The 25,185-nt window shown below is 69.0% G+C and carries 21 protein-coding genes and 2 tRNA genes; 13 read left to right on the top strand and 10 right to left on the bottom strand.

Annotation, left to right across the window (positions count from 1 at the left end; genetic code table 11):
* The first annotated feature begins 195 nt into the window (after positions 1-195).
* Both ppk2 and ASG51_RS18035 read left to right on the top strand, forming a co-directional pair.
* Positions 196-1,113, top strand: coding sequence for a polyphosphate kinase 2 (ppk2, locus tag ASG51_RS18040; RefSeq protein WP_056382257.1), 918 nt, complete (start codon positions 196-198; stop codon positions 1,111-1,113).
* A 90-nt stretch (positions 1,114-1,203) separates the two neighbouring features.
* A complete protein-coding gene (locus ASG51_RS18035) occupies positions 1,204-1,998 on the top strand; it encodes an enoyl-CoA hydratase/isomerase family protein (RefSeq protein ID WP_056382256.1) in 795 nt (264 codons plus the stop codon).
* Positions 1,999-2,001: 3 nt separating this feature from the next.
* Here ASG51_RS18035 and minC read toward each other — a convergent pair whose 3' ends face one another.
* Positions 2,002-2,658, bottom strand: a complete 657-nt coding sequence (gene minC, locus ASG51_RS18030) for a septum site-determining protein MinC (protein ID WP_056382254.1) — start codon at positions 2,656-2,658, stop codon at positions 2,002-2,004.
* Positions 2,659-3,104: 446 nt separating this feature from the next.
* Here minC and ASG51_RS18025 point away from each other — a divergent pair, with 446 nt between their 5' ends.
* From ASG51_RS18025 to ASG51_RS17990, 8 genes are all read left to right on the top strand, one after another.
* Complete coding sequence (locus tag ASG51_RS18025; RefSeq protein ID WP_244480194.1) at positions 3,105-3,434, top strand: iron transporter; 330 nt, start codon at positions 3,105-3,107, stop codon at positions 3,432-3,434.
* The gene (locus tag ASG51_RS18020; protein WP_056382252.1) at positions 3,431-4,960 is read left to right on the top strand and encodes a PepSY-associated TM helix domain-containing protein; all 1,530 of its coding nucleotides are present in this window, start codon (positions 3,431-3,433) and stop codon (positions 4,958-4,960) included. Before ASG51_RS18025 ends, ASG51_RS18020 begins: the two co-directional genes overlap by 4 nt.
* Complete coding sequence (locus ASG51_RS18015) at positions 4,957-5,295, top strand: DUF3325 domain-containing protein (protein ID WP_056212070.1); 339 nt, start codon at positions 4,957-4,959, stop codon at positions 5,293-5,295. The genes ASG51_RS18020 and ASG51_RS18015 overlap by 4 nt, the downstream gene beginning before the upstream one ends.
* Positions 5,296-5,347: 52 nt before the next feature.
* Positions 5,348-6,640, top strand: a complete 1,293-nt coding sequence (locus tag ASG51_RS18010; protein ID WP_056382250.1) for an ArgE/DapE family deacylase — start codon at positions 5,348-5,350, stop codon at positions 6,638-6,640.
* Positions 6,641-6,736: 96 nt separating this feature from the next.
* Positions 6,737-8,263 (top strand): hypothetical protein, encoded by a 1,527-nt coding sequence (locus tag ASG51_RS18005; RefSeq protein WP_082501483.1) that lies wholly within the window; start codon positions 6,737-6,739, stop codon positions 8,261-8,263.
* A gap of 129 nt (positions 8,264-8,392) precedes the next feature.
* Positions 8,393-9,721 carry an MFS transporter gene (locus ASG51_RS18000; RefSeq protein ID WP_056382248.1) on the top strand — a complete coding sequence of 443 codons (1,329 nt, stop codon included), beginning with the start codon at positions 8,393-8,395 and terminating at the stop codon, positions 9,719-9,721.
* A 157-nt stretch (positions 9,722-9,878) separates the two neighbouring features.
* Complete coding sequence (typA, locus tag ASG51_RS17995; RefSeq protein WP_056212074.1) at positions 9,879-11,699, top strand: translational GTPase TypA; 1,821 nt, start codon at positions 9,879-9,881, stop codon at positions 11,697-11,699.
* A gap of 436 nt (positions 11,700-12,135) precedes the next feature.
* A complete protein-coding gene (locus tag ASG51_RS17990; protein WP_056382246.1) occupies positions 12,136-15,111 on the top strand; it encodes an N-6 DNA methylase in 2,976 nt (991 codons plus the stop codon).
* A 28-nt stretch (positions 15,112-15,139) separates the two neighbouring features.
* Here ASG51_RS17990 and ASG51_RS17985 read toward each other — a convergent pair whose 3' ends face one another.
* Positions 15,140-16,795 carry an acyl-CoA synthetase gene (locus tag ASG51_RS17985; RefSeq protein ID WP_056382244.1) on the bottom strand — a complete coding sequence of 552 codons (1,656 nt, stop codon included), beginning with the start codon at positions 16,793-16,795 and terminating at the stop codon, positions 15,140-15,142.
* A gap of 522 nt (positions 16,796-17,317) precedes the next feature.
* Between ASG51_RS17985 and ASG51_RS24335 the strand changes: the two genes are divergently transcribed.
* Positions 17,318-17,470 (top strand): hypothetical protein, encoded by a 153-nt coding sequence (locus tag ASG51_RS24335; RefSeq protein ID WP_156389780.1) that lies wholly within the window; start codon positions 17,318-17,320, stop codon positions 17,468-17,470.
* A 465-nt stretch (positions 17,471-17,935) separates the two neighbouring features.
* Here ASG51_RS24335 and ASG51_RS17975 read toward each other — a convergent pair whose 3' ends face one another.
* The 5 genes from ASG51_RS17975 to ASG51_RS17955 form a co-directional block, all read right to left on the bottom strand.
* On the bottom strand, positions 17,936-18,217 hold the full coding sequence (locus ASG51_RS17975; protein WP_056382239.1) for a hypothetical protein: 282 nt from the start codon (positions 18,215-18,217) through the stop codon (positions 17,936-17,938).
* A gap of 263 nt (positions 18,218-18,480) precedes the next feature.
* Positions 18,481-18,555: transfer RNA gene (locus tag ASG51_RS17970), tRNA-Thr, on the bottom strand.
* Between the two features lie 159 nt (positions 18,556-18,714).
* The gene (locus ASG51_RS17965) at positions 18,715-19,173 is read right to left on the bottom strand and encodes an NUDIX hydrolase (RefSeq protein ID WP_056212083.1); all 459 of its coding nucleotides are present in this window, start codon (positions 19,171-19,173) and stop codon (positions 18,715-18,717) included.
* 357 nt (positions 19,174-19,530) lie between these two features.
* Complete coding sequence (locus ASG51_RS17960; protein ID WP_200917550.1) at positions 19,531-19,995, bottom strand: MarR family transcriptional regulator; 465 nt, start codon at positions 19,993-19,995, stop codon at positions 19,531-19,533.
* 217 nt (positions 19,996-20,212) lie between these two features.
* Positions 20,213-21,280 carry an HD domain-containing phosphohydrolase gene (locus ASG51_RS17955; protein WP_056382238.1) on the bottom strand — a complete coding sequence of 356 codons (1,068 nt, stop codon included), beginning with the start codon at positions 21,278-21,280 and terminating at the stop codon, positions 20,213-20,215.
* Between the two features lie 244 nt (positions 21,281-21,524).
* On the opposite strand from ASG51_RS17955, the gene ASG51_RS17950 reads away from it, so the two are divergent.
* A tRNA-Ser gene (locus ASG51_RS17950) sits at positions 21,525-21,614 on the top strand.
* Between the two features lie 133 nt (positions 21,615-21,747).
* Positions 21,748-22,344 carry a hypothetical protein gene (locus tag ASG51_RS17945; RefSeq protein ID WP_056382236.1) on the top strand — a complete coding sequence of 199 codons (597 nt, stop codon included), beginning with the start codon at positions 21,748-21,750 and terminating at the stop codon, positions 22,342-22,344.
* A 119-nt stretch (positions 22,345-22,463) separates the two neighbouring features.
* Here ASG51_RS17945 and ASG51_RS23630 read toward each other — a convergent pair whose 3' ends face one another.
* The 3 genes from ASG51_RS23630 to ASG51_RS17935 form a co-directional block, all read right to left on the bottom strand.
* On the bottom strand, positions 22,464-22,844 hold the full coding sequence (locus tag ASG51_RS23630) for a DUF1476 domain-containing protein (protein ID WP_244480189.1): 381 nt from the start codon (positions 22,842-22,844) through the stop codon (positions 22,464-22,466).
* Positions 22,845-23,113: 269 nt separating this feature from the next.
* Positions 23,114-23,644, bottom strand: a complete 531-nt coding sequence (locus ASG51_RS25205; protein WP_244480188.1) for a hypothetical protein — start codon at positions 23,642-23,644, stop codon at positions 23,114-23,116.
* A 50-nt stretch (positions 23,645-23,694) separates the two neighbouring features.
* Positions 23,695-25,023 (bottom strand): alpha-amylase family protein, encoded by a 1,329-nt coding sequence (locus ASG51_RS17935; RefSeq protein WP_056382371.1) that lies wholly within the window; start codon positions 25,021-25,023, stop codon positions 23,695-23,697.
* Positions 25,024-25,185: the final 162 nt, after the last annotated feature.

Here is a 25,185-nt window from a genome sequence, read left to right as displayed (position 1 = left end):
GGGTGGACCCTCTAGATGTGTGGGGCGCCGGGCGAGCCGGGCTCGCGGCCCGCGAAATGGCGCAGCTTGTCGTTCAACCCGCGATGTGCGGTCCCCGTTCCCTCGGACCGTCGCCGGCCCCTCACGTCGTATCAAGTCTGTCATGATGCCGTGGTCTAAGCGCGGCCGGCAATTCGGCGGGGACGGGGCTTCCACATGGACGGCGGACAGCGGGCAGCGCAGATCGAGGCGATCCGCCGAGAGGTCGCCGACGATTTCGACGAGGAACTCGAGCTCGAGATGGAGGACGAGCGCCTCGAGCGCCTGGCCGACGGACTCGGGCAGCCCGCCCGTCCGCCCGGCCTCGACCGCAAGGTCTATTTCCGCGAGCTGTTCCGCCTGCAGCACGAGCTGGTGCGCCTGCAGGACTGGGTCCAGGCCCACAAGCTGCGCGTCGTGGTGATCTTCGAGGGCCGCGACTCCGCCGGCAAGGGCGGCGTGATCAAGCGCATCACCCAACGGCTCAACCCGCGCGTCTGCCGCGTCACGGCGCTGCCCGCCCCGAACGAGCGCGAGCGCACCCAGTGGTACTTTCAGCGTTACGTCGCCCACCTGCCGGCCGGCGGCGAGATCGTGCTGTTCGACCGCTCCTGGTACAACCGCGCCGGCGTCGAGCGCGTGATGGGGTTCTGCTCGCCCGACGAGGTGGAGGAATTCTTCCGCTCCGTACCCGAATTTGAGCGCATGCTGACCCGCTCCGGGATCAGCGTGCTCAAGTACTGGTTCTCGATCACCGACGAGGAGCAGGCCTTCCGCTTCCAGATGCGCATCCACGATCCGCTGAAGCAGTGGAAGCTCTCGCCGATGGACGTGCAGTCCCGCCGCCGCTGGGAGGACTACACCAAGGCGAAGGAGGACATGCTGGCCCGGACGCACATCCCCGAGGCGCCCTGGTGGGTGGTCGAGGCGGTCGACAAGAAGCGCGCCCGCCTCAACTGCATCAGCCACCTCCTGACGCAGATCCCCTACGGCGACGTCGCGCATCCGCCCGTGCACCTGCCGGACCGCGAGCGCCACGACGACTACACCCGCCACCCGGTGCCGCCCGGGATGTTCGTGCCGTCCGTGTTCTGAGGCGGGAAGGGGGCCGGCCGCTTGCTCCGCCCGGCCCCGATGGGCGAGAGGAAGGGGCACGCATCCGCGCCCGGCGCCCAGGGACCCCGCATGACCCAGATCGACGAACTCCTCTTCACGGTCGAGGGCGGCATCGCGCGTCTCACCCTCAACCGGCCGCAGGCGCGCAACGCGCTCACCTTCGGGATGTACCAGGGCCTGATCGACGCCTGTGCGCGCCTCGAGGCGGACGGGAGCGTCAAGGCCCTGGTCATCACGGGTGCGGGCGAGAAGGCCTTCGCGGCCGGCACCGACATCGCCCAGTTCCGGAGCTTCGCGAGCGCGCAGGACGCGATCGACTACGAGCGCTTCATGGACCGGGTGATGGGCGCGCTGGAGCGCCTGTCCGTGCCCACCATCGCGGCGATCGCCGGCGCCTGCACGGGCGGAGGCGCTGCCATCGCGGCGGCCTGCGACCTGCGGCTGGCCACCCGCGACGCCCGCCTGGGCTTTCCCATCGCCCGGACCCTGGGCAACTGCCTCTCGCTGGGCAACCTGCGGCGGCTCTCCGCCCTGATCGGGCCGGCGCGGGTCAAGGACATGATCTTCACCGCCCGCCTCGTCGGGGCCGAGGAGGCCCTGGCCATCGGGCTCGTCGGCGAGGTCGTGGTCGATGCCGAGGCCCTGGCGGCCCGCGCCACGGAGCTTGCGACCCTGGTGGCCGGTCACGCGCCGCTCACCCTGCGGGCGACCAAGGAGGGCCTGCGCCGCCTTCAGGACGCGGACGATGCGGGCGACGAGCGTCCCGGCGACGACCTGATCCGCCTCTGCTACACCAGCGCGGATTTCCGCGAGGGCATGGAGGCGTTCCTCGCCAAGCGTCCCCCGGCCTGGACGGGCCGGTAGGGCCTAGTCCAGACCGGCCACCTTGATGGCGTCGCCCTCGAGACGGACCTGGGCGGGCAACCCGCGCTGGACCGGGCCGAGGTCGTCGGCGGTGCGGTAGAGCCCGTCAATGGCGATGAGTTCCGGCTCGAACCGGCGGCAGGTGATGCGCGCCTCCGGGTTGCCGGCCGCCCCCGCGATCGCCCGGCCGCGCAGGGCGCCGTAGACGTGGAGCGAGCCGCCCGCGATCACCTCGGCCCCGGAGGCCACAGAGCCCATCACGGTGATGTCGCCCTCCAGGTGCAGGATCGTCTGCCCGGAGCGCACGGGCGCATCGAGGATCAGCGAGCGGAACGGAGCCGGCGCGGACGGCACGACCGGCGCGGCATCCGCCGTCGCTTCCGGGGTCGGGACCGCATCGACCGGGCGCCCGCCCGCCGGGGGCGGGGGCAGGCCGGCCCCGAGCTGGCCCGGATCGGCCCCCTCGATGCCCATCACGGCCACGTCGCGGGCGGCGAGGTCGGCCACCAGGGCGACGAGGGCCTCCCGCTCGAGCCCGAGCCCGGCCACGTCGAGGATGACGGGGCGACCCACGAAGAAGGCCGGCGAGCGCCGGGCCAGCGCGTCGAGCTCGTCGAGCCAGTCCGAGACGGGCAGCACCGGGGCGAGCACCAGGGCCATGAACGAGCGGCCGCGGAAGCGGATCGGGGGACGGGGGGAGCTTGCGGTCACGATCGGGTGTCTTGTTCTCGGGCGGTGTGGGCGGGAAGCGGACGCTGGCCGTCACCTTATCCTAACCCGCGGTCCGGTTGCACAGGGCGCGACCTGCGGCCCGTCAACACGAATTCCGCGCGCCGCCACCGTCCTGCGCGCCGTCGCGCCGGCGCGCGAACCGCGACGTTGCCGCAGGCGCGACGCAGCATCCCAAAGTCGAATTGGAATGATTCCATAACATAGGGTTTGCGAGCCCAAGACCAGGATCGCTATAGCGGGGGTGATCCTCACGCGTTGGGGACTCGGCCGGCGCTTTGTCCCGGCCGGGATTGCCGATCTTGCCTGCCGTTGCGGGGCCTGTCTCCGCACCGGTGTCGCCCGTGTAAGTCTCGAAGGGTTTGCCCGTGACGGAGATTTCCGGTCCCCTCGACAGGGCCCGCTTGCGACGTGGCTGGCGCTACCGCTCCGCGGTGGCGGCACGCGTGGGGCTGGCGGCCTTCGGCGGATACGCCCTGGCCGGGCTCGCGACGGCGTTCCTGTCGCTGACCCTGCCGATGGTGCGCTCCGAGGCGGTGGCCACCGCGACCCTGATCAGCTTCGCCATCCTGGCCGGCGCCGTGATCTGGGTCTTCACCGCCCGGACCCTGCTGCGCGCCGCTCTGGGCCTCGGGCTTCCGATCGCGCTGGTGGGCCTCGGCCTCTGGCTGGCCCTCGACGGCGTCGCGATGGGACCGCCCGCATGAGACAGGGATTTCGCCAGTCTATGGCCTGGCTCCACACCTGGGCCGGGCTCGTCACCGGGTGGGTGATGTTCGCCGTGTTCGTCACCGGCACCGCCACCTATTACCGCGCAGACCTCTCGCTCTGGATGCGCCCGGAGTTGCACGCCGGTCCCTCCGATCCGGTTCCGGCCGCCGAGCGCGGCGTTGCCTACCTGAAGGCCCATGCGCCGAAGGCCATGGCCTGGTACGTCTCCGTGCCGCAGCCGGACCGGCCGATGATCGCCGTCTACTGGATGGACAGCCTGGAGGCTTCCCTCGGGCAGGCCATGCTCGACGTCGAGACCGGCGCGCCCACCAAGGCACGCGACACCCAGGGCGGCGACTTCTTCTATCGCTTTCATTACGAGCTCCAGATGATGCCGGTCCTCGGCCGCTGGATCGTCGGCGCCGCGGCGATGATTCTTCTCATCGCCCTGATCTCCGGCATCGTCACGCATCGACGCATCTTCGCCGATTTCTTCACCTTCCGGCGGGACAAGTCGGCCCAGCGCGGCTGGCTCGACGCCCACAACGTCACCGGCGTCCTAGCCCTGCCGTTCCACCTGATGATCACCTATACGGGGATCGTGACCCTCGGCGTGATGTACATGCCCTGGGGCGTGACGGCGGCCTACAAGGGCGACGACCTGCGCTTCTACGTCGAGGCGGCCCAGACCACGACCTGGCGCCCGGCCGCCGGCCGACCCGGCGAGGCCGTGCCGCTGGCGCCGCTGCTGGCCCGGGCTCAGGGCGAGGTGTCGGAACCCCTCGAGATGGTCATCGTCAACAATCCGGGCGATGCCAACGCCACCGTGGTCGCCGTCTTCGAGGAGCCCCACGGCCTCGCCCACCAGCATCCGCAGATCGCCTTCGACGCCACCTCCGGGACCGTCGTCGAGCGGGTCGAGCCCTTGAAGCCGGCCGCCCAGGTCTTCACCAGCTTCATGGGCCTGCACGAGGCGCATTTCGCCAGCACGGCCCTGCGGGCACTGTTCTTCCTCTGCGGCCTGCTCGGCTCGGCCACCATCGCCACGGGCCTCGTCCTCTGGACCGTCGCCCGGGCGCCGAAGGCGGGCGAGGCGCCGGGCTTCGGCCTGCGCCTGGTGCGCGGCCTCAACCTCGGGACGATCCTCGGCCTGCCCATCGGCATGGCGGCGTTTCTCCTCGGCAACCGGCTGCTGCCCGTCGACCTCGCCCACCGGGCGACCTGGGAGGGAAGCGTCTTCTTCGGCGCCTGGGCGCTGGCTGCCTTCGTGTCCCTGCTTCGCCCGCACCGCAGGGCCTGGACCGAGCTGGGCCTCGCCGCCGGCTTCCTGTTCGGCGCCGTGCCGGTGGTCGGCGCGCTGACCACGGATCGCGGCCTGGATTTCCTGGCCTTCGACGCCGCCATGCTGGGGCTGGGCCTCGCCCTGGCCCTCGGGGCGCGCAAGGTTTCCGACTACGAGGCGCGCCGGCAGGCCGCACGCCCCGGTCCGGCCCGGGTGCCCGAAGGTTTCGCCGAAGCATGACGCCGCTCTCCATCGCCCTCAACCTCGCCCTCAGCTTCGCCGGGCTGGCGGCCCTCTGCCTCGCCATGGACCGCCACCACCGGGCCATCGCCGGGCGCAGCCAGACGCGGACCCGCGCCGGGGCGCTGCGGCTCGCCGGCTGGGCCGCCATCGCGGCCTCCTTCGCGGCCGCCGTGGTCACCTCGGACTGGAATTTCGGCCCTGTGCAGTGGATCGGCTCGCTCACCGGCGCGGCGCTCCTGGTGGTCGGGCTGGTGTCCTACCGCCCGGCCTGGATCCGCCCGGCGGCGCTGCTTGCCCTGCCCGTGGCGCTGGCGGCGGCGCTGCTCGCCTGAACCGGCCGGCACCGCTATCCTGGCCGCACCCCTCGCCAGCGCCGGAGCGCCGATGCCCCTCGATCCCGCCCTTGCCGCCCGCATCGCCGAGGCCGTCGCGGCAGGATTTCCCGAGCAGGTCGCCCACACCCAGGCCCTGGTGCGGTTCGGGTCGACGCGGGGCGCGGAGCACGCGATCCAGGATTTCGTCTTCCGGGCCTTCCGCGCCCGCGGCTATGCCATCGACCGCTTCACCATGGACGGGGCCGCCCTTGCCGCCCATCCGGGCGGGGCGGCGATGTCGGAGGCGCATTCGCAGGCGCCCCTCGTCGTGGGCATCCATCGGCCGCGGGCCGAGACCGGGCGCTCGCTGATCCTCCAGGCCCATGTCGACGTGGTACCGCCCGGCCCCGCGGATCTCTGGACCCATCCGCCCTTCGAGCCCGTCATTGACGGCGACTGGATGTACGGCAGGGGGGCGGCCGACATGAAGGCGGGCCACGCCGCCAACCTGTTCGCTCTCGACGCGCTGGCCCGGATCGGCCTTCAGCCCGCGGCCACCGTCACCCTGCAATCCGTGGTCGAGGAGGAATCCACCGGCAACGGCGCCCTGATGACCCATCTGCGCGGCTACCGCGCCGATGCCGTGCTGGTCCCCGAGCCCGAAGACGAGAAACTCGTGCGCGCCAATGTCGGGGTGCTGTGGTTCACCGTCGAGGTCCGCGGCCGTCCGGTCCATGTCCGCGAGATGGGCGCCGGCGCCAACGCCATCGACGCCACCTATCGGGTGATCGGCGCCCTGCGGGCCCTCGAGGCGCGCTGGAACGCCGAGAAGGCGGCCCATCCCCACTTCGCCGACCAGCCCGACGCCATCAACCTCAATGTCGGCCGGATCGCGGGCGGCGACTGGGCCTCCTCGGTGCCGGCCTGGTGCCGGATCGACTGCCGCATCGCCCTCTATCCGGGCGTTTCGGCGGCGGAGGCCGCCCGCGCGGTGGAGCAGGCGATCGGCGATTTCGCCCGGGACGACGCCTTCCTGTCGAACACGCCGCCCCGCGTCAGCTTCGACGGCTTCTTCGCCGAGGGCTACGCCCTGGCGGAGGGATCGGAGGCCGAGGCGGCGCTCGGCCGGGCACACCGGACCGCAACCGGCGCGGACCTACAGAGCTTCATGTCGCCGAGCTATCTCGATACCCGGGTCTACGCCCTCTACGACCGGGTGCCGGCGCTCTGCTACGGCCCGATCAGCCAGAACATCCACGGCTTCGACGAGCGCGTCAGCCTCGCCTCCGTGCAGCGGATCACCACCGCGATGGCCCTGTTCATCGCCGAGTGGTGCGGGACGGAGGCCCGGGACGCTGGCTGACCCGGCGACCCTGCGCGGAAATGTGAGGACCGACGGTGTGGATGGCGCCCCGGCGAAGCCTTGTCGAACCGCGGGGCTACGCTAACCCTCTCCACCGTGACACATCCGCGGACCTTCCCCCTCGCTGCGCCCTCCGGCGTTCCCCGTCAGCCGGCTCGCCCGCGGGTCGTCCCGTCGGCGTTTCTGCCGCTTCTCCTGGGGTTCGCGGCAAGCCCTGCCGGCGCGCAGACCACCGATACGAGTTGCTACGTCACCGGCGGCGGCACCCTGGAGATCTGCCGGGGGAGCGAGGCCGAAGGGGTGTTCTTCGCGCCCCCGGCCTGTGAATCCGCCAGCGGCGTGCAGGTGATCCGCACGACGCCCGGCACCGGACCGCTCCAGGCCGTGTACCAGGCCGAGACGCCCCTGATCGCCAAGAAATCCCGGCGCGGCGCTGCGGACGGGGCCTGCGCGCCGCGCCGTGCCACCGACCCCCTCGACGGCGGCTCGGTCCGCTCCGGGGCGATGCCGGAGCAACTCGCCACCACGATGCCGCCGACCCAGGGGCGCCTGTGGGAAATGGCCCGCGAAGTCGCCCGCAGCCAGGAGGGCGCCGGCGCCCAGGAGCGCGGACGCCGCCGCGGCCGTCGCCGGGCCGAACCCGCACCGGCCCCGGCGCCCGAGCCGGCCGGCGAGGGCATCGCGGCCCGGCATCCGATGACGGTGGCGGGGCGCGCCTGGGGCGGGGATGCCTACAGCTACGTGTTCTTCCTCGCGGCGGTGCCCACCGAGGCCGGCAACCGGCACGCGCTGCTCCAGGCCCGCACGCTGGACTTCGCCAGCTTCGACATCCGCGGCCGCACGGAGGCGGGCACGGTCTGGACGCCGTTCGGCGGGGACCGTCCGGAAGCACGCTCCCGCCGCGGCCGGTCGCGGACGCCCGAGGCGCCGAGCCCCAGCGCCGTCCTCGACGAGACCGGGGCGGCGCTCATCGGCAACTGCGCCGGGCAGGGCTTCGACCGCACCGATCTGGTCGGCGCGATCAGCGTGGTCGATCAAGTCTACCACTACTACTACACCGACGTGCTGCCCTCGGACTGCAACGAGCCGGCGGCGAACCGGCGAATGGGCCTCTACCTGCGCACCAGCCGGGATCTCACCGCCGACCGCGTCTGGTCGCCGGCCCGGACCGTCGCCGAGCCGCTGCCGGCCCAGAGCCTGGTGCGGGTGGCCAAGGCCCGGGACATGGACCGCTGGGTGGCGGCCTATCGCTGCAACCGCCCCGCCAACACCATGGACGGTCCCGTGGCCGACATCTGCGTGCAGTACACCGCCGACCTCGCGCCGGGCTCGCTCGCGGGCCTGACCTGGTTCTCGGAGCCGCAGGCGATCATGCGCTCCACCGCTTATCTCGGCCTGCGCTCGGGCGGCGACGGGTCGGGCCGTTTCGGGCGCGGCCAGCATTTCTGGATGACGGACCGGTACGGCAACCTCGCGACCCCGACGAACTACCGCGCCAAGGCCGGCTTCCTGACCTGGCTCGACCGGCTCGCGCCGGGGCCGGGCGGCGCGAACGCGTCCAGCGTGTTCGGCCGCCCCGTCTACTGGGCCACCTGGTCCGTGCGGCCGGTGGCGGCGAAGTAGCGGCCGGGCCCGGCGCGTATCGGTTGGAGCGGGGCATCGGGCTCGACCGTGTGCCCCATTGCGTGCGGGGCGGTCCGGGGCTTGCTGGACCGTCCCTCCGCCCCGCTCGATCGCCCGGGAGACCACCGCATGTCCGAACCTTCGATTCCAGAGTCCGCGCCGCGCCAGCCGGCCCGGGCCGCCGTCGCGGCCTTCGTCGGCACTACGATCGAGTGGTACGACTTCTTCATCTACGGCACGGCCGCCGCCCTGGTGTTCGGGCCGCTGTTCTTCGCCGAGGCGACGCCCTTCGTGGCGACCCTGGCGGCCTTCGGCACCTTCGCGGTCGGCTTCTTCGCCCGGCCCCTCGGCGGGCTGGTCTTCGGACATGTCGGTGACCGGCTCGGGCGCAAGAAGGCGCTGGTGGTCACCCTGGTGATGATGGGCCTGGCCACCACCGGCATCGGTCTGCTGCCGACCTATGCCAGCATCGGCATCTGGGCGCCCCTCGCCCTCGTGGTCCTGCGCATCCTGCAGGGCATCGCGGTCGGCGGCGAGTGGGGCGGGGCGGTGCTGCTCGCCGCCGAGCATGCCCCAAAGGGGCGCTCGACCTTCTTCGCCTCTTTCGCCCAGCTCGGCAGCCCGGCCGGGCAGATCCTGTCGCTGCTGGCCTTCCGCCTCGCCGGCCTGATGGACAGGGAGAGCTTCCTCGCCTGGGGCTGGCGCCTGCCCTTCCTCGTCAGCGTCGTGCTGCTCTTTGTCGGCCTGTTCATCCGCCTCGGCGTCGGCGAATCACCCGACTTCCAGGAGGATCGAGACGCCGCGAGCCGGACGGCCGCCCCGGCCCAGGCCCCGATCCGCGAGGTTCTGGCCACCAGCCTGACGCCGCTCGCCCTGGCGGCGGGCGCCAACACCTTCGCGATCGGATCGGTCTACCTCTTCAACACCTTCATGATCACCTACACGACCCAGTATCTCGGCCTGCCCCGGGCAACGATCCTCGACGCGCTGCTGGTGGCGGTCTGCGTCCAGTTCGTGATGACGCCGGTGGGCGCGCGGATCGCCGAGGCGATTCGCAACGAGCGCCTGTTCCTCCAGGGCACCCTGATCTGGGCGATGCTGGCGCCCTATCCCCTGTTCCTCCTGGTCGATCTCGGCTCCGTCCCCGCCCTGATGCTCGGCCTTGCCCTCAACGTGCTCGGCAGCGCCACCTTCTACGCGGTCATCGCCGGCTACGTGGCCGGCGCCTTCCCCACGCGGGTGCGCTACACGGCAATCTCCGTCGCTTACCAGGTCTGCGGCGCGATCGCGGGCGGCCTGACCCCGATCATCGGCACCCTCCTGGCCGAGCGCTTCCAGGGCCATTGGTGGCCCATCGCCGCCTTCGGCACCACGCTCGCGGCGATCTCGTTCGTATGCGTCACCACGCTTGGCCGCTACCGGGGTCGGGCCCTGCGCCTGGAGGCCGCCCGCGCCTGACGGGGGTGGGGCATGCTTGGTCCGACGGCGGTCGCCCCTTGCCCCGGAGCCTCACACCTTATATTGCGACGCGATAGCTCGATCCCGTGACCCGGCGCAGCCGGCCGCATTCCTGCGGCCCGTCGCGTGACGGGCTCTTCTCGCTTCCGGATACCCTATGAAGCTTCGCAACATCGCCATCATCGCCCACGTCGACCACGGCAAGACGACGCTCGTCGACAAGCTGCTGTCGCAGTCCGGATCGTTCCGCGAGAACCAGCGCGTCGAGGAACGCGCCATGGACTCGAACGATCTCGAGAAGGAGCGCGGCATCACCATCCTGGCCAAGGCGACCTCGGTCGTCTGGAAGGACACCCGCGTCAACGTCGTGGACACCCCCGGTCACGCCGATTTCGGCGGCGAGGTGGAGCGCATCCTCTCGATGGTCGACGGCGTGATCGTGCTCGTCGACGCGGCCGAGGGCCCGATGCCCCAGACCAAGTTCGTGGTCGGCAAGGCCCTCAAGATCGGCCTGAAGCCGATCGTGGCGATCAACAAGGTCGACCGTCCGGACGCCCGCATCACCGAAGTGGTGAACGAGGTGTTCGACCTCTTCGCGGCCTTGGACGCCACCGACGAGCAGCTCGACTTCCCGATCCTCTACGGGTCCGGCCGCGCCGGCTGGATGGCGACGGCGCCCGACGGCGACCAGAGCGAGGGCCTCGCCCCGCTGTTCGACCTCGTGCTCGAACACGTGCCCCAGGCCAAGGTCGAGGAGGGTCCGTTCCGGATGCTCGGCACCCTGCTGGAGGCCAACCCGTTCCTCGGCCGCATCATCACCGGCCGCATCGCGTCCGGCACCGTGAAGCCGAACCAGGCCATCAAGGTCATGGACCGCACGGGCAAGCTCGTGGAGACCGGTCGCGTCTCGAAGATCCTGGCCTTCCGCGGCCTGGAGCGCGCGCCCATCGATGTGGGCGAGGCCGGCGACATCGTCTCCATCGCGGGCCTCGTGAAGGGCACCGTGGCCGACACCTTCTGCGATCCGCAGGTCGAGACCCCGATCCAGGCCCAGCCGATCGATCCGCCCACCGTCACCATGTCCTTCATCGTCAATGATTCGCCGCTGGCCGGAACCGAGGGCGATAAGGTCACGAGCCGCATGATCCGCGACCGCCTGTTCAAGGAGGCCGAGGGCAACGTCACGCTTAAGATCGAGGAGGCGGCCGACAAGGATTCGTTCTTCGTCTCGGGCCGCGGCGAACTCCAGCTCGCCATCCTGATCGAGACCATGCGCCGCGAGGGCTTCGAGATCGCCGTCTCGCGTCCCCGCGTGGTGCTCTCCAAGGACGAGAACGACAACGTCCTCGAGCCGGTCGAGGAGGTCGTGGTCGACGTCGACGAGGAGTATTCCGGCGTCGTCGTGCAGAAGATGTCCGAGCGCAAGGCCGAGATGATCGAGATGAAGCCGTCGGGCGGCTCCCGCCTGCGCCTCGTCTTCCATGCGCCCACCCGCGGCCTCATCGGCTACCAGGGTGAGCTCATGACCGATACGCGCGGCACCGCGATCATGAACCGTCTGTTCAAGGCCTACGAACCCTACAAGGGCGAGATGCCCGGCCGCCGCAACGGCGTGCTGATCTCCAACGACAAGGGCGAGGCCGTGGCCTACGCCATGTGGAACCTTGAGGATCGCGGCCCGATGATGATCGAGCCCGGCGCCAAGGTTTACCAGGGCATGATCATCGGCGAGCACAACCGCGAGAACGATCTCGAGGTGAACGTGCTCAAGGGTAAGAAGCTCACCAACATCCGCACCACCTCGAAGGACGAGGCCGTGCGCCTGACGCCGCCGATCCGCATGACCCTGGAGCGCTCGCTCGCCTGGATCCAGGACGACGAGCTGATGGAGGTCACGCCGAAGTCGATCCGCCTGCGCAAGACCTACCTCGACCCCAATGAGCGCAAGCGCTTCGAGCGCTCGGGCGGCGTCGCCTAAGCACGCACACCCTTCTCAAGCACAGACGATGGGAGGCCGGGCGAAAGCCCGGCCTTTTTTCGTTTTTCCGTCCCGCCTCTCGCGCCCTCGGCGGCGCCTCAGGATCGCAAAATAATACCTAGAATATATTTATTACCAACGTTAGGTTGGATCATGTTCAGCGTTCCCGCTTTCGATCGCCCCCGCCCTGCAGCCTTCCCCAGGTGGCCCCTGCAACGACCTCGATCCCGCCCCGGTCGGAGACCGGCCTCTTCGGGTCTGCCCGGTCCGTTCGGACGCGAGTCGCGGGCGCCCGCGCTGTGGTGCTCCGCAATGCCGTGCGGACAGGCCCGGCAGGCGGCCGGGCCTGTCCGTCTTCGCCCCGGTGCCGGTCCGGCGATCGGATGACGCCGGAGCACGCGGTCGAGATGGATGCGCAAGCGTTGGAGTGTATCGGATGGACCTGCAGCGAGGCCGCGAGTTCGATCAGTTTCTCGTCGTCCTGGACCGGTTGTGCCAGCGCTTCGCGAAGTATCGTCCGGAATATCGCAAGGGGCTGGACGAGTACTCGCTGCGGAACGAGTACCTCGATCCGTTCTTCGAGGCCCTGGGCTGGGACGTCAGGAACACAAAGGACGACCCGCCCTTCATGCGCGACGTGCGGGTCGAGTACAGGGCCTATGACGGCGTCATCAACGGCAAGGCGGATTACGTCTTCCGGATCGGCGGCTTCGATCGCTTCGTCTGCGAGGCGAAGAAGTTTCCCGAGAAGCTGGAGAACCACCGGTTCCAGCTGCAGAACTACGTTTACAACCTGCGTCTCTGGATCGGCCTGACGACGAATTTCGACGAGTTGAACCTGTTCGTCGTCGGGGGGAAGCCGAGTCGGGAGAAGCCGTTCAGCGTCGTGCCGGGCTGGCGCCTCTGCTACCAGGATTACCGGGATGCGGCGCCCAAGATCTGGGACCTGCTGTCACGGCAAGCCGTCGCGGCCGGATCCCTGGAAGCCTTCATCCAGAACCTGCCCAAGGTCACCTCCCGGACCGACCGGCAACTCTGGCTGATCAAGCCGGACCGCAACCGGGCCGTCGATACCGATTTCCTGCAATACCTCGAAGGCGAGCGCGCCCGGCTGGCCAAGTCCCTGATCCGGCACAACGCAGCCCTGCACTGGGACGTGGAGTCGATCAACGAGGCCGTCCAGGTGATCCTCGATCGCCTCATCTTTCAGAGGGTCTGCGAGGACCGCGACATCGATACCTTCCAGACGCTCCGGCAGGCGTTGGCGCTCTGGGAACGGCACGGACTCCGGAAGGGCGAGCTTTGGACCGTGATCGTCGGCAACCAGGCGAACATGCGGGCGGCCTTCAACGGCGGGCTCTATGGACGGGCCGGAGCGCCGGCCCACTTCGTCGAGTCCTGCGTGGTCGATGACCGATGGCTCGCCGATTTCATCGATCATCTGGCCGGTGACGAGTCGCCCTATCTCTTCAGCACCCTACCGATCGAGATCCTGGGGTCGGTCTACGAGCGCTTCCTCGGTTCGGTCATCGACGAACAGGGGAACGTCACCCCGAAGCCCGAGATCCGGAAGCAGGGCGGCGTCTTCTACACGCCCGAGCACATCGTCGCCCACATCGTCGACGGCGCCCTGGCGCCGCTCCTCGACGGCAAGACGCCGGAACAGATGCGTCGCATCCGGATCCTCGATCCGGCCTGCGGGTCCGGAACCTTCCTGATCCGTGCACTGGAAAAGCTCTTTCAGGCGCATATCCACTATTACCATCTCAACGTGGACAAGCGGGACGGCAAATCCGTCTATCTCGACGCCCATGGCGACCTGAAGCTGACCAGCGAGCTGAAGAAGCGCATCGCCAAGGATTGTATCTTCGGCGTCGATATCGATCGCCAGGCCACCGAAGTCTCGGAGATGTCGATCTATCTCAAGATCCTCGAGGGCGAGACCCAATCCACCCTGGGGCGGCAGAGGGTACTGTTCCCGAACGAGACGTTTCTTCCGGACCTGACCGGCAACATCCATGTCGGAAACAGCCTCGTCGGACAGGATGCCTACGCGCTTCTGCCGGCCGGCCTGCGGATCACCGAGGCGAAACCGTTCTCTTGGGAGCTGTCGTTTCCGGAGGTCCGTGCCCGCGGCTGGTTCGACGCGGTCATCGGCAATCCGCCCTACGACGTCATCGAGAAGGAGCGCGGCGCAGCCTCCTGGCCCCACGACGTCTTCCGCGCCTACCTCGCCCGGACGGACCGACTGGACGCCGCGAAGGGCGGCAAGCTGAACCTGTTCCGGTTCTTCCTGATCCAGAGCCTGCAGCTCGTCAGGCACAACGGTTCCCTGGGCATGATCGTGCCCATGGCGCTGCTCGCCGACTTCAGCTGCAAGACGACGCGCCTCGCGGTCCTGGATCAGGTCGACGAGCTGAACGCGCGGGCCTTTCCCCAGAAGGACATCCGCCAGCATCGCGTCTTCTACGATGCCAAGCTGTCGACGGTGGTCGTCGGAGGCCGCAAGCGCCCGCCGTCCCGGCGCAAGCACAACCCGCGCATCAGCCTCCACGTCTATCCCCGGGCGTCGTTCGACGATCCCTCCCGGGACGTCACGATGCGACGGAGCGAACTGGCGGCCATCGATCCCCTGGGCCTGCCGATCCCGATCACCGATCAGGCCTCATGGGAGCTGGCCAAGAAGCTGCATCAGGCGAACTCGGTCGCGCGCCTCGACGGAATCGCGGGGATTCGGATCGCCCGCGGCGAGATCAACCAGACGATCTACCGCGCCTACATCACGGACGATCCCCGACACAGCAGGCTCCTGAAGGGCGTGGAGGTCTCCGCCTACGCGATCCATCGCACCCTGAGCCAGGGGCGCGTCGAATGGTTCGACCGTGCGCGCTACGAGCAGGCCCACATCACGCCGGATGCCGTCGGCGTCCGGCGCATCGCGACCCAGAGGATCACCGGCGTCGACGAGCGGCATCGGATCGTCGCGACCCTCTCGGAGCCGGGCTGGTACTTCGCCGATTCGACCAACGCGGTCGTCGTCGCACCGACCTGCGATCTGTCCCCGGAATACATCCTCGCCTGCCTGAACAGCCGGCTGCTGCAATGGCGATTCCAGCTGACCAGCTCCAACAACAATGTCGGAACGAACGAACTCGCCGCCCTGCCGATCAAGTTGCTCGACCTCGGAGATGCCGGCGAGGCGCGGACGCACGCTGCGATCGTCGCCCAGGTCGGACACCTGATGCAGCTGGGTGCGCGCCTCAATGCCAATCCCAGCGTGAAGGTCCGGGCGGAGGCGATCGAGCGCTTCCGAGAGGTTCGCTCCAATCTCGATCGGACGATCGAGACGCTCTACAGCCTGACGACGGATGAAGCGGCTCTGGTCCATCGCAGGTTCGCGGCCCCACCGTGAGCGGGCGACGGGCGGGGCCGTCGCCCGCTCACGTCTCCTTCGCCCGTTCCCGCAGCAGGTACTTTTGCACCTTGCCGGTCGAGGTCTTCGGCAACTCTCCGAACACGATGTGGCGCGGGAGCTTGTAGCCGGCCAGCCGCTCGCGGCACCAGGCGATGAGGACGTCAGCCTCCACGGTGGCATCGGGCTTCAGCTCGACGAACGCCATCGGGGTCTCACCCCACTTCGCGTCGGGGCGGGCCACGACCGCGGCGGCGGAGACGGCGGGGTGGCGGAACAGGGCGTCCTCCACCTCGATGGAGGAGATGTTCTCACCGCCCGAGATGATGATGTCCTTCGAACGATCCTTGAGCTGGATGTAGCCGTCCGGATGCTTGACCCCGAGGTCGCCGGAGCGGAACCAGCCGCCCGCGAAGGCGGCCTGCGTCGCCCTCGGGTTCTTCAGGTAGCCGCGCATCACCACGTTGCCGCGGAACATCGCCTCGCCCATCGTCTCGCCGTCGGCGGGCACGGATTCGCAGGTCTCGGGATCGCGGATGTCGAAGCCCTCGAGCACGGGATAGCGCACGCCCTGGCGCGCCATCCTGGCGGCGCGGACCTCGTCGTCGAGGGCGTCCCAGTCCCGGTGCCAGGCATTCACCACGGCCGGGCCGTAGGTCTCGGTGAGACCGTACAGGTGGGTGACGTCGAAGCCGGCGGCCCCCATGGCGCCGAGAACCGCCTGGGGCGGCGGCGCGGCCGCCGTCAGGAAGGCGACCCGCCGGGGCAGGGGGCGGCGCTCCGCCGCGGGCGCGTTCAAGAGGAGTTGCATCACGATCGGCGCGCCGCACAGATGCGTGACGCCGTGCTCGGCCAATGCCGCAAAGAGCGCGCCGGCCCGGACCTGGCGCAGGCAGACATGGGTGCCGGCGACCACCGAGAGGGTCCAGGGAAAGCACCAGCCGTTGCAGTGGAACATCGGCAGGGTCCAGAGATAGACCGGGTGCTGCCCGAGGTTGCCCGTGATGACGTTGCCGAGGCAGAGCAGGGCGGCGCCGCGATGGTGGTAGACCACGCCCTTCGGGTCGCCGGTGGTGCCCGACGTGTAGTTCAGCGAGATCGCGTCCCACTCGTCGCCGGGCATCGCCCAGTCCCAGGCCGGGTCGCCCTCCGTCAGCAGGGCCTCGTAGCCGAGGCTGCCGACCGCCGTGCCGGGGCCGGTGAATTCCGGATCGTCGACGTCGATCACCAGGGGCTTGACCCGGGCCTGGGCCAGCGCCGGGGCCACAACCTTCGAGAATTCCCGGTCGGTGATCAGCACCTTGGCCTCGCCGTGGTCGAGGCAGAAGGCGAGACCGGCGGCGTCCAGGCGGGTGTTCAGGGTGTTCAGCACGGCGCCGGTCATCGGCACCCCGTAATGGACCTCGATCATCTCGGGCGTGTTGGCAAGAACGACCGCGACGGTGTCGCCGCGCCCGATGCCGCGTGCCGCGAGGGCCGCCCCGAGGCGGCGGCAGCGCGCGTAGAGCTCGGCATAGCTGCGCCGCAGGGGGCCGTGGATCACCGCACAGTGATCCGGGAAGACCCGCGCCGACCGGTCGAGGTAGCTCAGGGGCGTCAGCGGCTGGTAATTCGCCGGGTTCCGGTCGAGGTCCCGGTCATAGATCGATGGCGCGGCCCTGGCGGCCGTCGTTGAGGCGGTCATCGGCGTATCTCCCTGGCGAGAGAGTACCCCGTCGCGGCGTTCCGACAAATCGCCCCGGATCATCGCCCACAAGGGGCCTTGCGTGGCGACGCAGGCCCGAACGGCCGGCAGCTGCGGCAGCGGCGCCCTGTCTCAGGTGGTAGGCGATCTCCCGGCCGCCGGAGCCGATCGGCGACGCGGTGCCCGGGGGAAGGGTGTCCCCCGCGAGGGAGACGAGGCGCGGCTGGGTCTGCCCGAGCCCGTTCGGGAACAGGGACACGGCCATCGTGCGGGAGAGCAGACCCTCCGCCGCGATTCCAGCGTCCTCGGTTCGGACCGGACGGACAACCTCCTGAACGCGCACATCCAGGCGACGCAGGGTAGTGAGCTGCCGACGGCGCGGACATGACGATCCGCGGGAGCTGACGGGCTGCCAGACGAATGCGCTGCTCCGAGCGACCGTAAGGCAGATGGATCCTGCGCGTCTGCGTTTCGCTCAGAACGCTTTGCTTCGGATCTGGCGAATGCCGGATACGCTGCGGCATGAAAGCCGATCACGACATCGGCCTCAACGTCGCTTCCCATTTCGCCCTCCCGCTGCCGGAGGCCGTATCGAAGCATCTTCCGCAGTCCAGACTTGCTGCCCAGGCTGCCGCAATGCGGCAGGCGATTTCCATAGCGATATGCGCGGCGTGACATGGTTACGATATCATCGCCCGGCTTCTCTTCGCGGCTGTCGGCAAAGCTTGTGCATGCGGCAACGTTTCAGGCGCCGCGCTCCCTCGCTCGGTTCATGACCCTCAGGCTAAGGGGGCGCCCCGCGACGGCACCGCCGAGACCGTCCGTGATCGAGAGCGGGAAACACCGCGCGATGCTCCCGAGTACGCCAGCGAGGAACTCTTTCTGAGCCGCATCGTCGCCCGTAAGCTTCGCGTGCGTGATCCGCGGTTGCCCCTGGAGGCTGCCATCACGCCTGATGCTGAGCAGCACCGTGACCTCTGAGCCGGCCGAGCCTGCCGGGCCCCCCACCGACTGCGAACACGAGCCGAGTGCCTGCCACAGCCCGGCCAGGGTCGATGCCGGCTCAGCGCGGGCGGCGGGAGTGATCGCGACGGCAAGTACCAGGGCGAGGATCGGAGAGCGCATGCGGTCCGCAGACGATCAACGGGCCTGCGGCTCGGCGGGCTGAGCCCCACGGAGGGCCTCCCCGAGATCGTCGTCCTCCTCGTCATCGGGCTCCTCGGTGGAGTACCCGTCCCGGTCCGGAGCCGACAGTTCTCTTTGCCCGCGTGGCTTCCCGTCCAGGCCGAGATCACGCTCACGCTTCGTGCGTGGCGCTTCGCGCGTGCTCGGGCCATCGGATGGAGGCTGAAGGCTCTGCGCGCTCGCATGCGCCGCCATGAACAGGCTGATGGCCATCAGCGATAGGGTCGCGCGTTTCATGGGAATGCTCCGAGGCCGGCGGTTCCAGACCCATGCACGGTCCTACACCCTGCTTCGCCCCGTGTCCGCTTTCGCCGTCCGCTGCCGGTCGGGGGGCTTCGAACGGCCGATAGCAGGGTCGTACGGGGCGTGCGGGCGGCTGACGCAAGGGTGCGAAAACCGCGTTCCGAACCTGGACCGCCCGCGTGCTGCCCAGACAAAAAGCCCGACCGGGCGGCAGTCGGCACCATCACCCCGAACGCGCTGTTTTTGTTGGAGAATAATGGTGCTGCTGGACAGGATTGAACTGTCGACCTCCTCATTACCAATGAGGTGCTCTACCACTGAGCTACAGCAGCTAAACGTCCTGGGTTGCGGCGAGGGCCGTGCGAACCGGACGGACGGGCAATTAGCCGATCATCATCCCCTTGGCAATCGCATCGCAGCGAATTGTGTCGGTTTCTCTCGGGTCGGTGGCCGAATTCCCACGGGCGCGGCGGGGACGTCGCCCGCCCGTCTCAGGCGAGGGCGCCGGTTTCCCGCTTGCAGGCGGCACGGATGATCGCGGCGAGCCCCGCCTCCGCCACGGCGTCGGCCGCCTCGGACGGCTTGAACCAGCGATCCTCGCGCTGATGGCGCTCCGGCCAGTGCTTGAGCTGCTTGCGCACCTCAAGGGGAAACACCTTCACCTGGCACAGGACCGCATCGCGGCTCTTCAGGCGCTTCTCGTAGAGGTAGAAGCCGAGGGGACGCTTGCCGACGGTGCCGAGGAGGCCGGCTTCCTCGTAGGCTTCCCGGGCGGCGGCGTCGTAGGGCTTGCGCCCCTTCATCGGCCAGCCCTTCGGAATCACCCAGCGCCGGCTCTCCCGCGAGGTGATGAGCATGATCATGAAGCCGCCATCGGGCATTCGCCGGAACGGCAGAACACCAACCTGCCGTCGCGGGGCCAGATCCGCTTCGCCCGCATGCGCACTCATCGGTCGGAAACGCCGGACCGACCGGCAAGTTCGACCCTGATGCGTCCTGGCCCGGACACGCCAGCGATCGACGGGCATGGCCCGGGGAATCCGTTCGTCGGAACCGGGGACGGGGTCGCGATGGCCTGCTGAACCGGTCGGTGGGAATCCACGATACGCTCAATCCCGCACAGGTTGTGAACGAGGGCTTGTCCGCGGCATCGCGCGCTCGACAGCACCGCCTTAACGGCACTGTCCCGTTCGGTTCAAGAAAAACTTATCCGGCAAAATTCCCGGCCTTCCAGGGAGCGGCGGCGTCCGAAGCCGGGCTCGGCGGCTCGGCGGCTCGGCGGGGTGCGGGGCCGGCGCTCCGGTCCGTTACCCGGCCGCACTGAGGTTCTCGATCAGGGCGTTCAGGTCCGCCCGCATGGCCTGCACCTCCGGCTCCGACATGTTGAGCTGGCACATCACGGATTCTCGCACGGCGGCCGCCTCGGCCCGGAGCCCCTGTCCGCGCGGCGTGAGCGCGATCTCGACCTCGCGCTCATCGGAGCGCCGTCGGCTCCGGACGAGGAAGCCCGCCACCTCCAGGCGTTTCAGGACAGGGGTCAGGGTGCCGGAATCCAGGCGCAGGCGCCGCCCGATCTCCGAAACCGTGATGCCGTCGGTCTCCCACAGCACCAGGAGGACGAGGTATTGCGGGTAGGTCAGGCCCATCCGCTCCAGCATCGGGCGGTAGGACTTCGTCATCCGGTGGGCGGCCGCGTAGAGGGCGTAGCAGAGCTGGTTGTCGAGGAGCAGCGGATCGGTGAGGGGCGCGGTTGTCTCGCGGGAAGCGTCCATCATGCATGCCATGCCACTGAAATCCCGAAGCCCGCGACCGCGGCGTCCCAGCAAGACGACGGGGACCGCCCCTGCGGACAATCGAGGATAGCGGACGTAGATGCCTCTAGTATATGCCTGTTTCGCCGCAGCGGTAACAGGATCCCGGCCTTCTGTCGCCCTCTGGATCCGGTGATGTCTCGCCGGCTGAGCCGGGATCCGCGGCGTCCGGCCGGGGTCAGGCGGCCGCGTTCTCGGGCGGATGCTCCGCGATCAGGCCGACAATGTCGGTCCACCGCGAGACGAAGGCGGCGACGCAGTCGGGATCGAAATGCGTCCCGGCCTGTGCCTCGATGTGCTGGCGAGCCCGCTCCAGGGACCAGGCCTTCTTGTAGACCCGCTCGGAGATGAGGGCGTCGAACACGTCGGCCACCGCGATGATCCGGCCGGCCAGGGGAATCTCGGTGTTCCTCAAGCCCTGGGGGTAGCCTTCGCCGTCCCAGCGCTCGTGATGGGTGAGGGCGATGTCGGAGGCGAGCTGCAGCAGGTGGGACGGGCTGTCATGGAGCATGCGGTAGCCCCGCATGGCATGCTGCTTCATCTCCTCGCGCTCGGCCTCGGTGAGGGCGCCCGGCTTCATCAGGATATGGTCCGGGATGCTGATCTTGCCGATGTCGTGCATGGTCGACGCGAAGGCGATGTCGTTCGCCTCCTGCTCCGGGAGGCCGAGGCCCTCGGCGATCGCGATGGCGCAGCCGGCGACGCGGGTCAGGTGGCCCCCCGCCTGGTCGTCGCGGAACTCCGCGGCCAGCATCAGGCGGCGGATGATCTCCCGCTCCCGGGCTGCGGCCTCGACGACGGCCCGCTCGACGGTGTGGGCCGCCAGCCGGCCCTGGTGCTCGGCGGCCCGGCGGGCGAGGGCGAGTTCGATCAGGTTGCCAACCCGGGTCCGCAGATCGAAGGGATCGACCGGATACGCCATGAGATCGGTGGCCCCGGCGGCCGCGGCCGCGCGCCGGACCGGTGGCGCATCGTCGGCCGCGATCAGCAGGATGGGCGTCCGAGCCTGCGCCCCCAGGCCGCGCACCCGTGCGATCAGCGCGAGCACTGCGCAGGACTCCTGGGCGCCCGCCTCGACGACGATCAGGTCGCAGGCCGGCAGAGGGCCGCGATCGGTCGCGAGATCCTGGGGCAGGCCGCTGACGGGGCGGATCACGCAGCCGAGGGGGGCCAGGACGCGGATGAGATGCAGGGGCGCGGAGCCGGCCAGGACGGCGATGACGGCAGTGGCGGCGTCCAATGCCATCCCTGGGCTTCCCGATCCTGTCAATCCCCGTACGGCGTCCAAGGCGTCGCCGACGGGTTTCCGATTCGCGTCCCGCAGACCGTCGCACCGCCCCGGTTAAGCAACGCTGAAGACCCCGGCGCATCCGAACCGCGACACCGCCGGCTCCCTCGTCTTCTCCTCGGTCACGCTTTCCCGCGATCCCCGCTTGTGAAAGCCGGAGCACTCGTGCTAGTGACCCCCCGTCTCATCGAGGCGCCTTCGCGGAGAGGTGGCAGAGCGGTTGAATGCACCGCACTCGAAATGCGGCATGCCTGCAAGGGCATCGGGGGTTCGAATCCCCCCCTCTCCGCCACTACGATCAGCAATCTCAGTGACGGAAGCACGATCGCTGAGCGGCTGATGTCTCCGCTTTTCGCTGCACCCGCTGCCGGTAGACGTCGGGCTACGCTCACGGCACGTTGCCGTCAGGCGCGTGGAGAACCCGTGTGGACGGAACGCAGTCGGTTGCATCCCGCGAGGCCGTCCTCGCGCAGTATTACCTCATCCGAGCTTCGATCCAGTCTGTGCTCCGCCAAGCCGTGAGCTGCTGCCGCAAGCCTGACTTCGATCGGGCGGCCAAGCACCTCGATCTGTGGGACCAAAAGCAGCGCGACGATGGCACAGTGTTCGACATGCTGTGCGACATCGCCCTCATGGAGCCGAATCAGCGCGGTAGGCGCGTCTACGACTGGTTCCTCCAGGACGGGGCTGTCCATCTGGATCTCGGCGACCACGAGATCGCTCGACGGATGGCTGCGGCTTCGTTCTCGATCTTCCAGGTTACGGGCTGGCACGACGCTGCAGGGGTTTGGTTAGACGACTTACTCGTCGCGGGGCTGCGGCTCTGGTTGGTCGATGAAGGTCTCGAAGCGTCGGCTCCTGAGGGGCTCGCTATAGCCATGCGCGTGTTCGACGCCGGCCCGTTCCACGCCGGCTTCGGGATCGTGGTCATGCCCGACCCTGAACTCATTGAGTTCTGCGCTGCTGCTGCATCAAGAGGGCAGCCTCTTCCGGTCCGCCGTTCTCTGGCAGCGGCGTTCTAGCGTGAGGCAATCGCGCGTGCTGCTCTAAATGACCCCGACGATATTGCCGGCGTCTGACTCACTCTTCCACGGCAACGAAGCAGCGATCGTTCTGTATCCAGGTCCGGCTTGGCTGTGACTTATCTCGGTGAGGGGTCAACCCCTGCTCTGGATGAATGCGGTAGTGCCTCTCCTCTGGCTGCAGGACCAACGTCGTAGATGCCTTGGGCGGTTGACCGCGCAAGTTCTCGGCGGAGCTCAGCGAGGTCCACGATGATGCCATTCGACGCTAAGTCCGCCTGCACGCGCTCCACCAAGGCGTCGCCTCGCAGGCCCTGCACCGATGCGCCCAGTAACTCTTGGGCATATGCACCTGCACCCTGCCCATCGATACCAAGCTTTTGTGCCGCATAGGCTGCCAGCGATCTAACCCCTTGGCAGTGCATCATAAATCGCGCTTCTTCCGCACGAACAAAAAGCATTTCTGCTGCGCGTTCCCGTTCTTCAAACAGCTTGGACACGGGGCGTCTCCAGATTATCGAGTGGCTGATTGAGGCTATCGCAGAACCGATCTTCTCCTGATCCTACTCCGAAGCCTCTTGCGTACAACGGGTTTATTCAGCAGGGGCACTCGCTCGCACCGAGGCCTGCTGGCCTGAGCTTGGCTGCAGCGAAGCACGTCGTCTTCCTATCGAACGCCGCTACGAAGGTCCGATCAGGCAAAACCGCTGCCCTGAACCGATCCGTCTTCGTCCGATGGATTGCTCTTCGGCGCCTCTGTGCCGTTGTCTTACGCACACCCGGCTTCCAGTCGCTGAGCCTCGTCGCCATCGCGACGGCGAAGCGCCGAGGCGAACGTCTGTCGCTCCGTTGGTGCGACGTAGACCTGGTTCAGCGCGTTGCACCCCGCGCTCTGACCAAGGACGGCGACACGCGTCACGTTCCGCTGGCGCCGCGTGCCGTGAGCGCCCTCCTGACACTCCGAGCCGAACGTTCCCTTCCGACGGAACGCCTCTTCCCGATGCGCGTGGGTGGCCCTGAGCAGACCTGGATGCGCCTGCGCGAGCGCGCGGGCAGCAACGACCATCGCCTCCACGAACTCCGACACGCGGCCGTCACGGGCCTGTTCGAGGGCGGACTCGGCATGGCTGACGTCGGGGCGACCAGCGGGAACAGGGAGCTTCGCATGCTGTCGCGCGACACGCGCCTTCGAGCCGCTGACCGCGCCGAACGCTGACGCTGGCAGCGAACCGTCATCCTCGCGAAGGACGCGATGTCCTCGGGAATCCCTCTGGGTCGAGAGGGATTCTTTTGTGCTCACGACACGTTCCCCCCGGTCCTGGGCGACGCCAGGCTGTCGAACGGCAAAGATCAAATCGCCAGGACGGCCCAGCCCTGGGGGCCGAGGCTCACCCGCGCATCCGGCGTTCCGGGCGCTGCCAGCGACGCCTCCCCGGCCTCGACGATGCGCGCATTCGGCGCCGGCAGGAGCAGGCCGGCCTCGGCGAGGTTCAGGGCGAGGAGGAGGTGCTGGGTTCCGCCACCCACCGCGAGCACGAGCTGTTCGTTGGTCAGGTGGAGCGTCCGCGTGCGGGCGCGGTGCAGCCAGGGATGCCGGTGCCGCAGGGCGATCAGGGTCTGGTGCAGACGGTAGATCGGCCAGCCATAGGGGGCGAGCCCCTCAAGCGTGTCCGGGAAAGCCGGCCGGATCGCATCGTCCCCGCCGACACGCTCCTCCTTCACGCCGCGGAAGGCCTGCTCGTCGCCCGCATAGATCGAGGGTGTGCCGCCGCAGACCAGCAGGATCGCGAGGGCCTGGGGGAGGTGGCGCTCGTCGGCGAGGCGGCTCGCGATCCGCGTGACGTCGTGGTTGCCCACGAAGGTCAGCGGCACGAAGGCGTCGAGGAAGCCGTTGTGGCGGTCGAGCGCATGGGCCAGTTCGAACAGGTTGCGGTCGTTGAGGGCGCTCCAGATGGCTTTCCAGAGCTCGTACTGGGTCACCGCATCCAGGCCAGTGTCGCGCACGATGGCGGCATAATCCCCGTGGATGACCTCGCCGACGAGGTAGGCGTCCGGATGGACCGACCGCACACGCGCCAGGACGTCGGACCAGAAGCGCCGGGGCACGGCGTAGGCCGCATCGAGGCGCCAGCCATCCACCCCCAGGGCGAGCCAATGCGTCATGACGGAGACGACGTAATCGGCTACGGCGGGTGCGTCGTGGTTCAACGTCACGAGCTGCCGGTGTCCCTCGAAGCAGGCGTAGTCCGGCGCCGTGCCCGGATCGGTGCCCCGGGGCCAGGACAGCCGGAACCACGCGGCCCTGGGCGCCTGCGGCCCTTGCGCCAGAACCTCGGCGAAGGCGGGATGGTCGCGGCCGACATGGTTGAAGACGCCGTCGAGAAGCACGCGCAGGCCCCGCGCATGGGCGGCCTCGATCAAGGCGACGAGATCCGCCTCGTCGCCGAGCCGCGGATCGACCCGGAAGGGGTCGATCGTGTCGTAGCCATGGGTCGAGGCGGCGAAGACCGGTCCGAGGGCCAGCCCCGTGGCGCCGAGGTCGACGGCATAGTCGAGCCAGGCCTGGACATGGCCCAGGCGATGCACGACGGGAGCGCCCTCGACGGTCTCGGATTCGGCTCCGACGAAGCCGAGCGGGAAGACCTGCCACCAGATCGTGTGTTCCAGCCAATCGGGCACGGCACCGCCTTGTTTCAGGAGTTGCAGGGAAACCCGCCGCTCGGGTCGGCGGTCCACATCCGAGCGGTGTTCGCCCTTCACAAGTTCGCGTTGAACCGATCGTCGCGTTCGAAAGAGCCGGTCCGATGTGACGCTTTCGAACGTTCGACGCCTTCGGGGGGC

The sequence above is a fragment of the Methylobacterium sp. Leaf465 genome (assembly GCF_001424705.1).
GTDB lineage: Bacteria > Pseudomonadota > Alphaproteobacteria > Rhizobiales > Beijerinckiaceae > Methylobacterium.
Note: the sequence above shows the minus strand (reverse complement) of the source record. Positions and strands in the feature narration are given on the sequence as shown.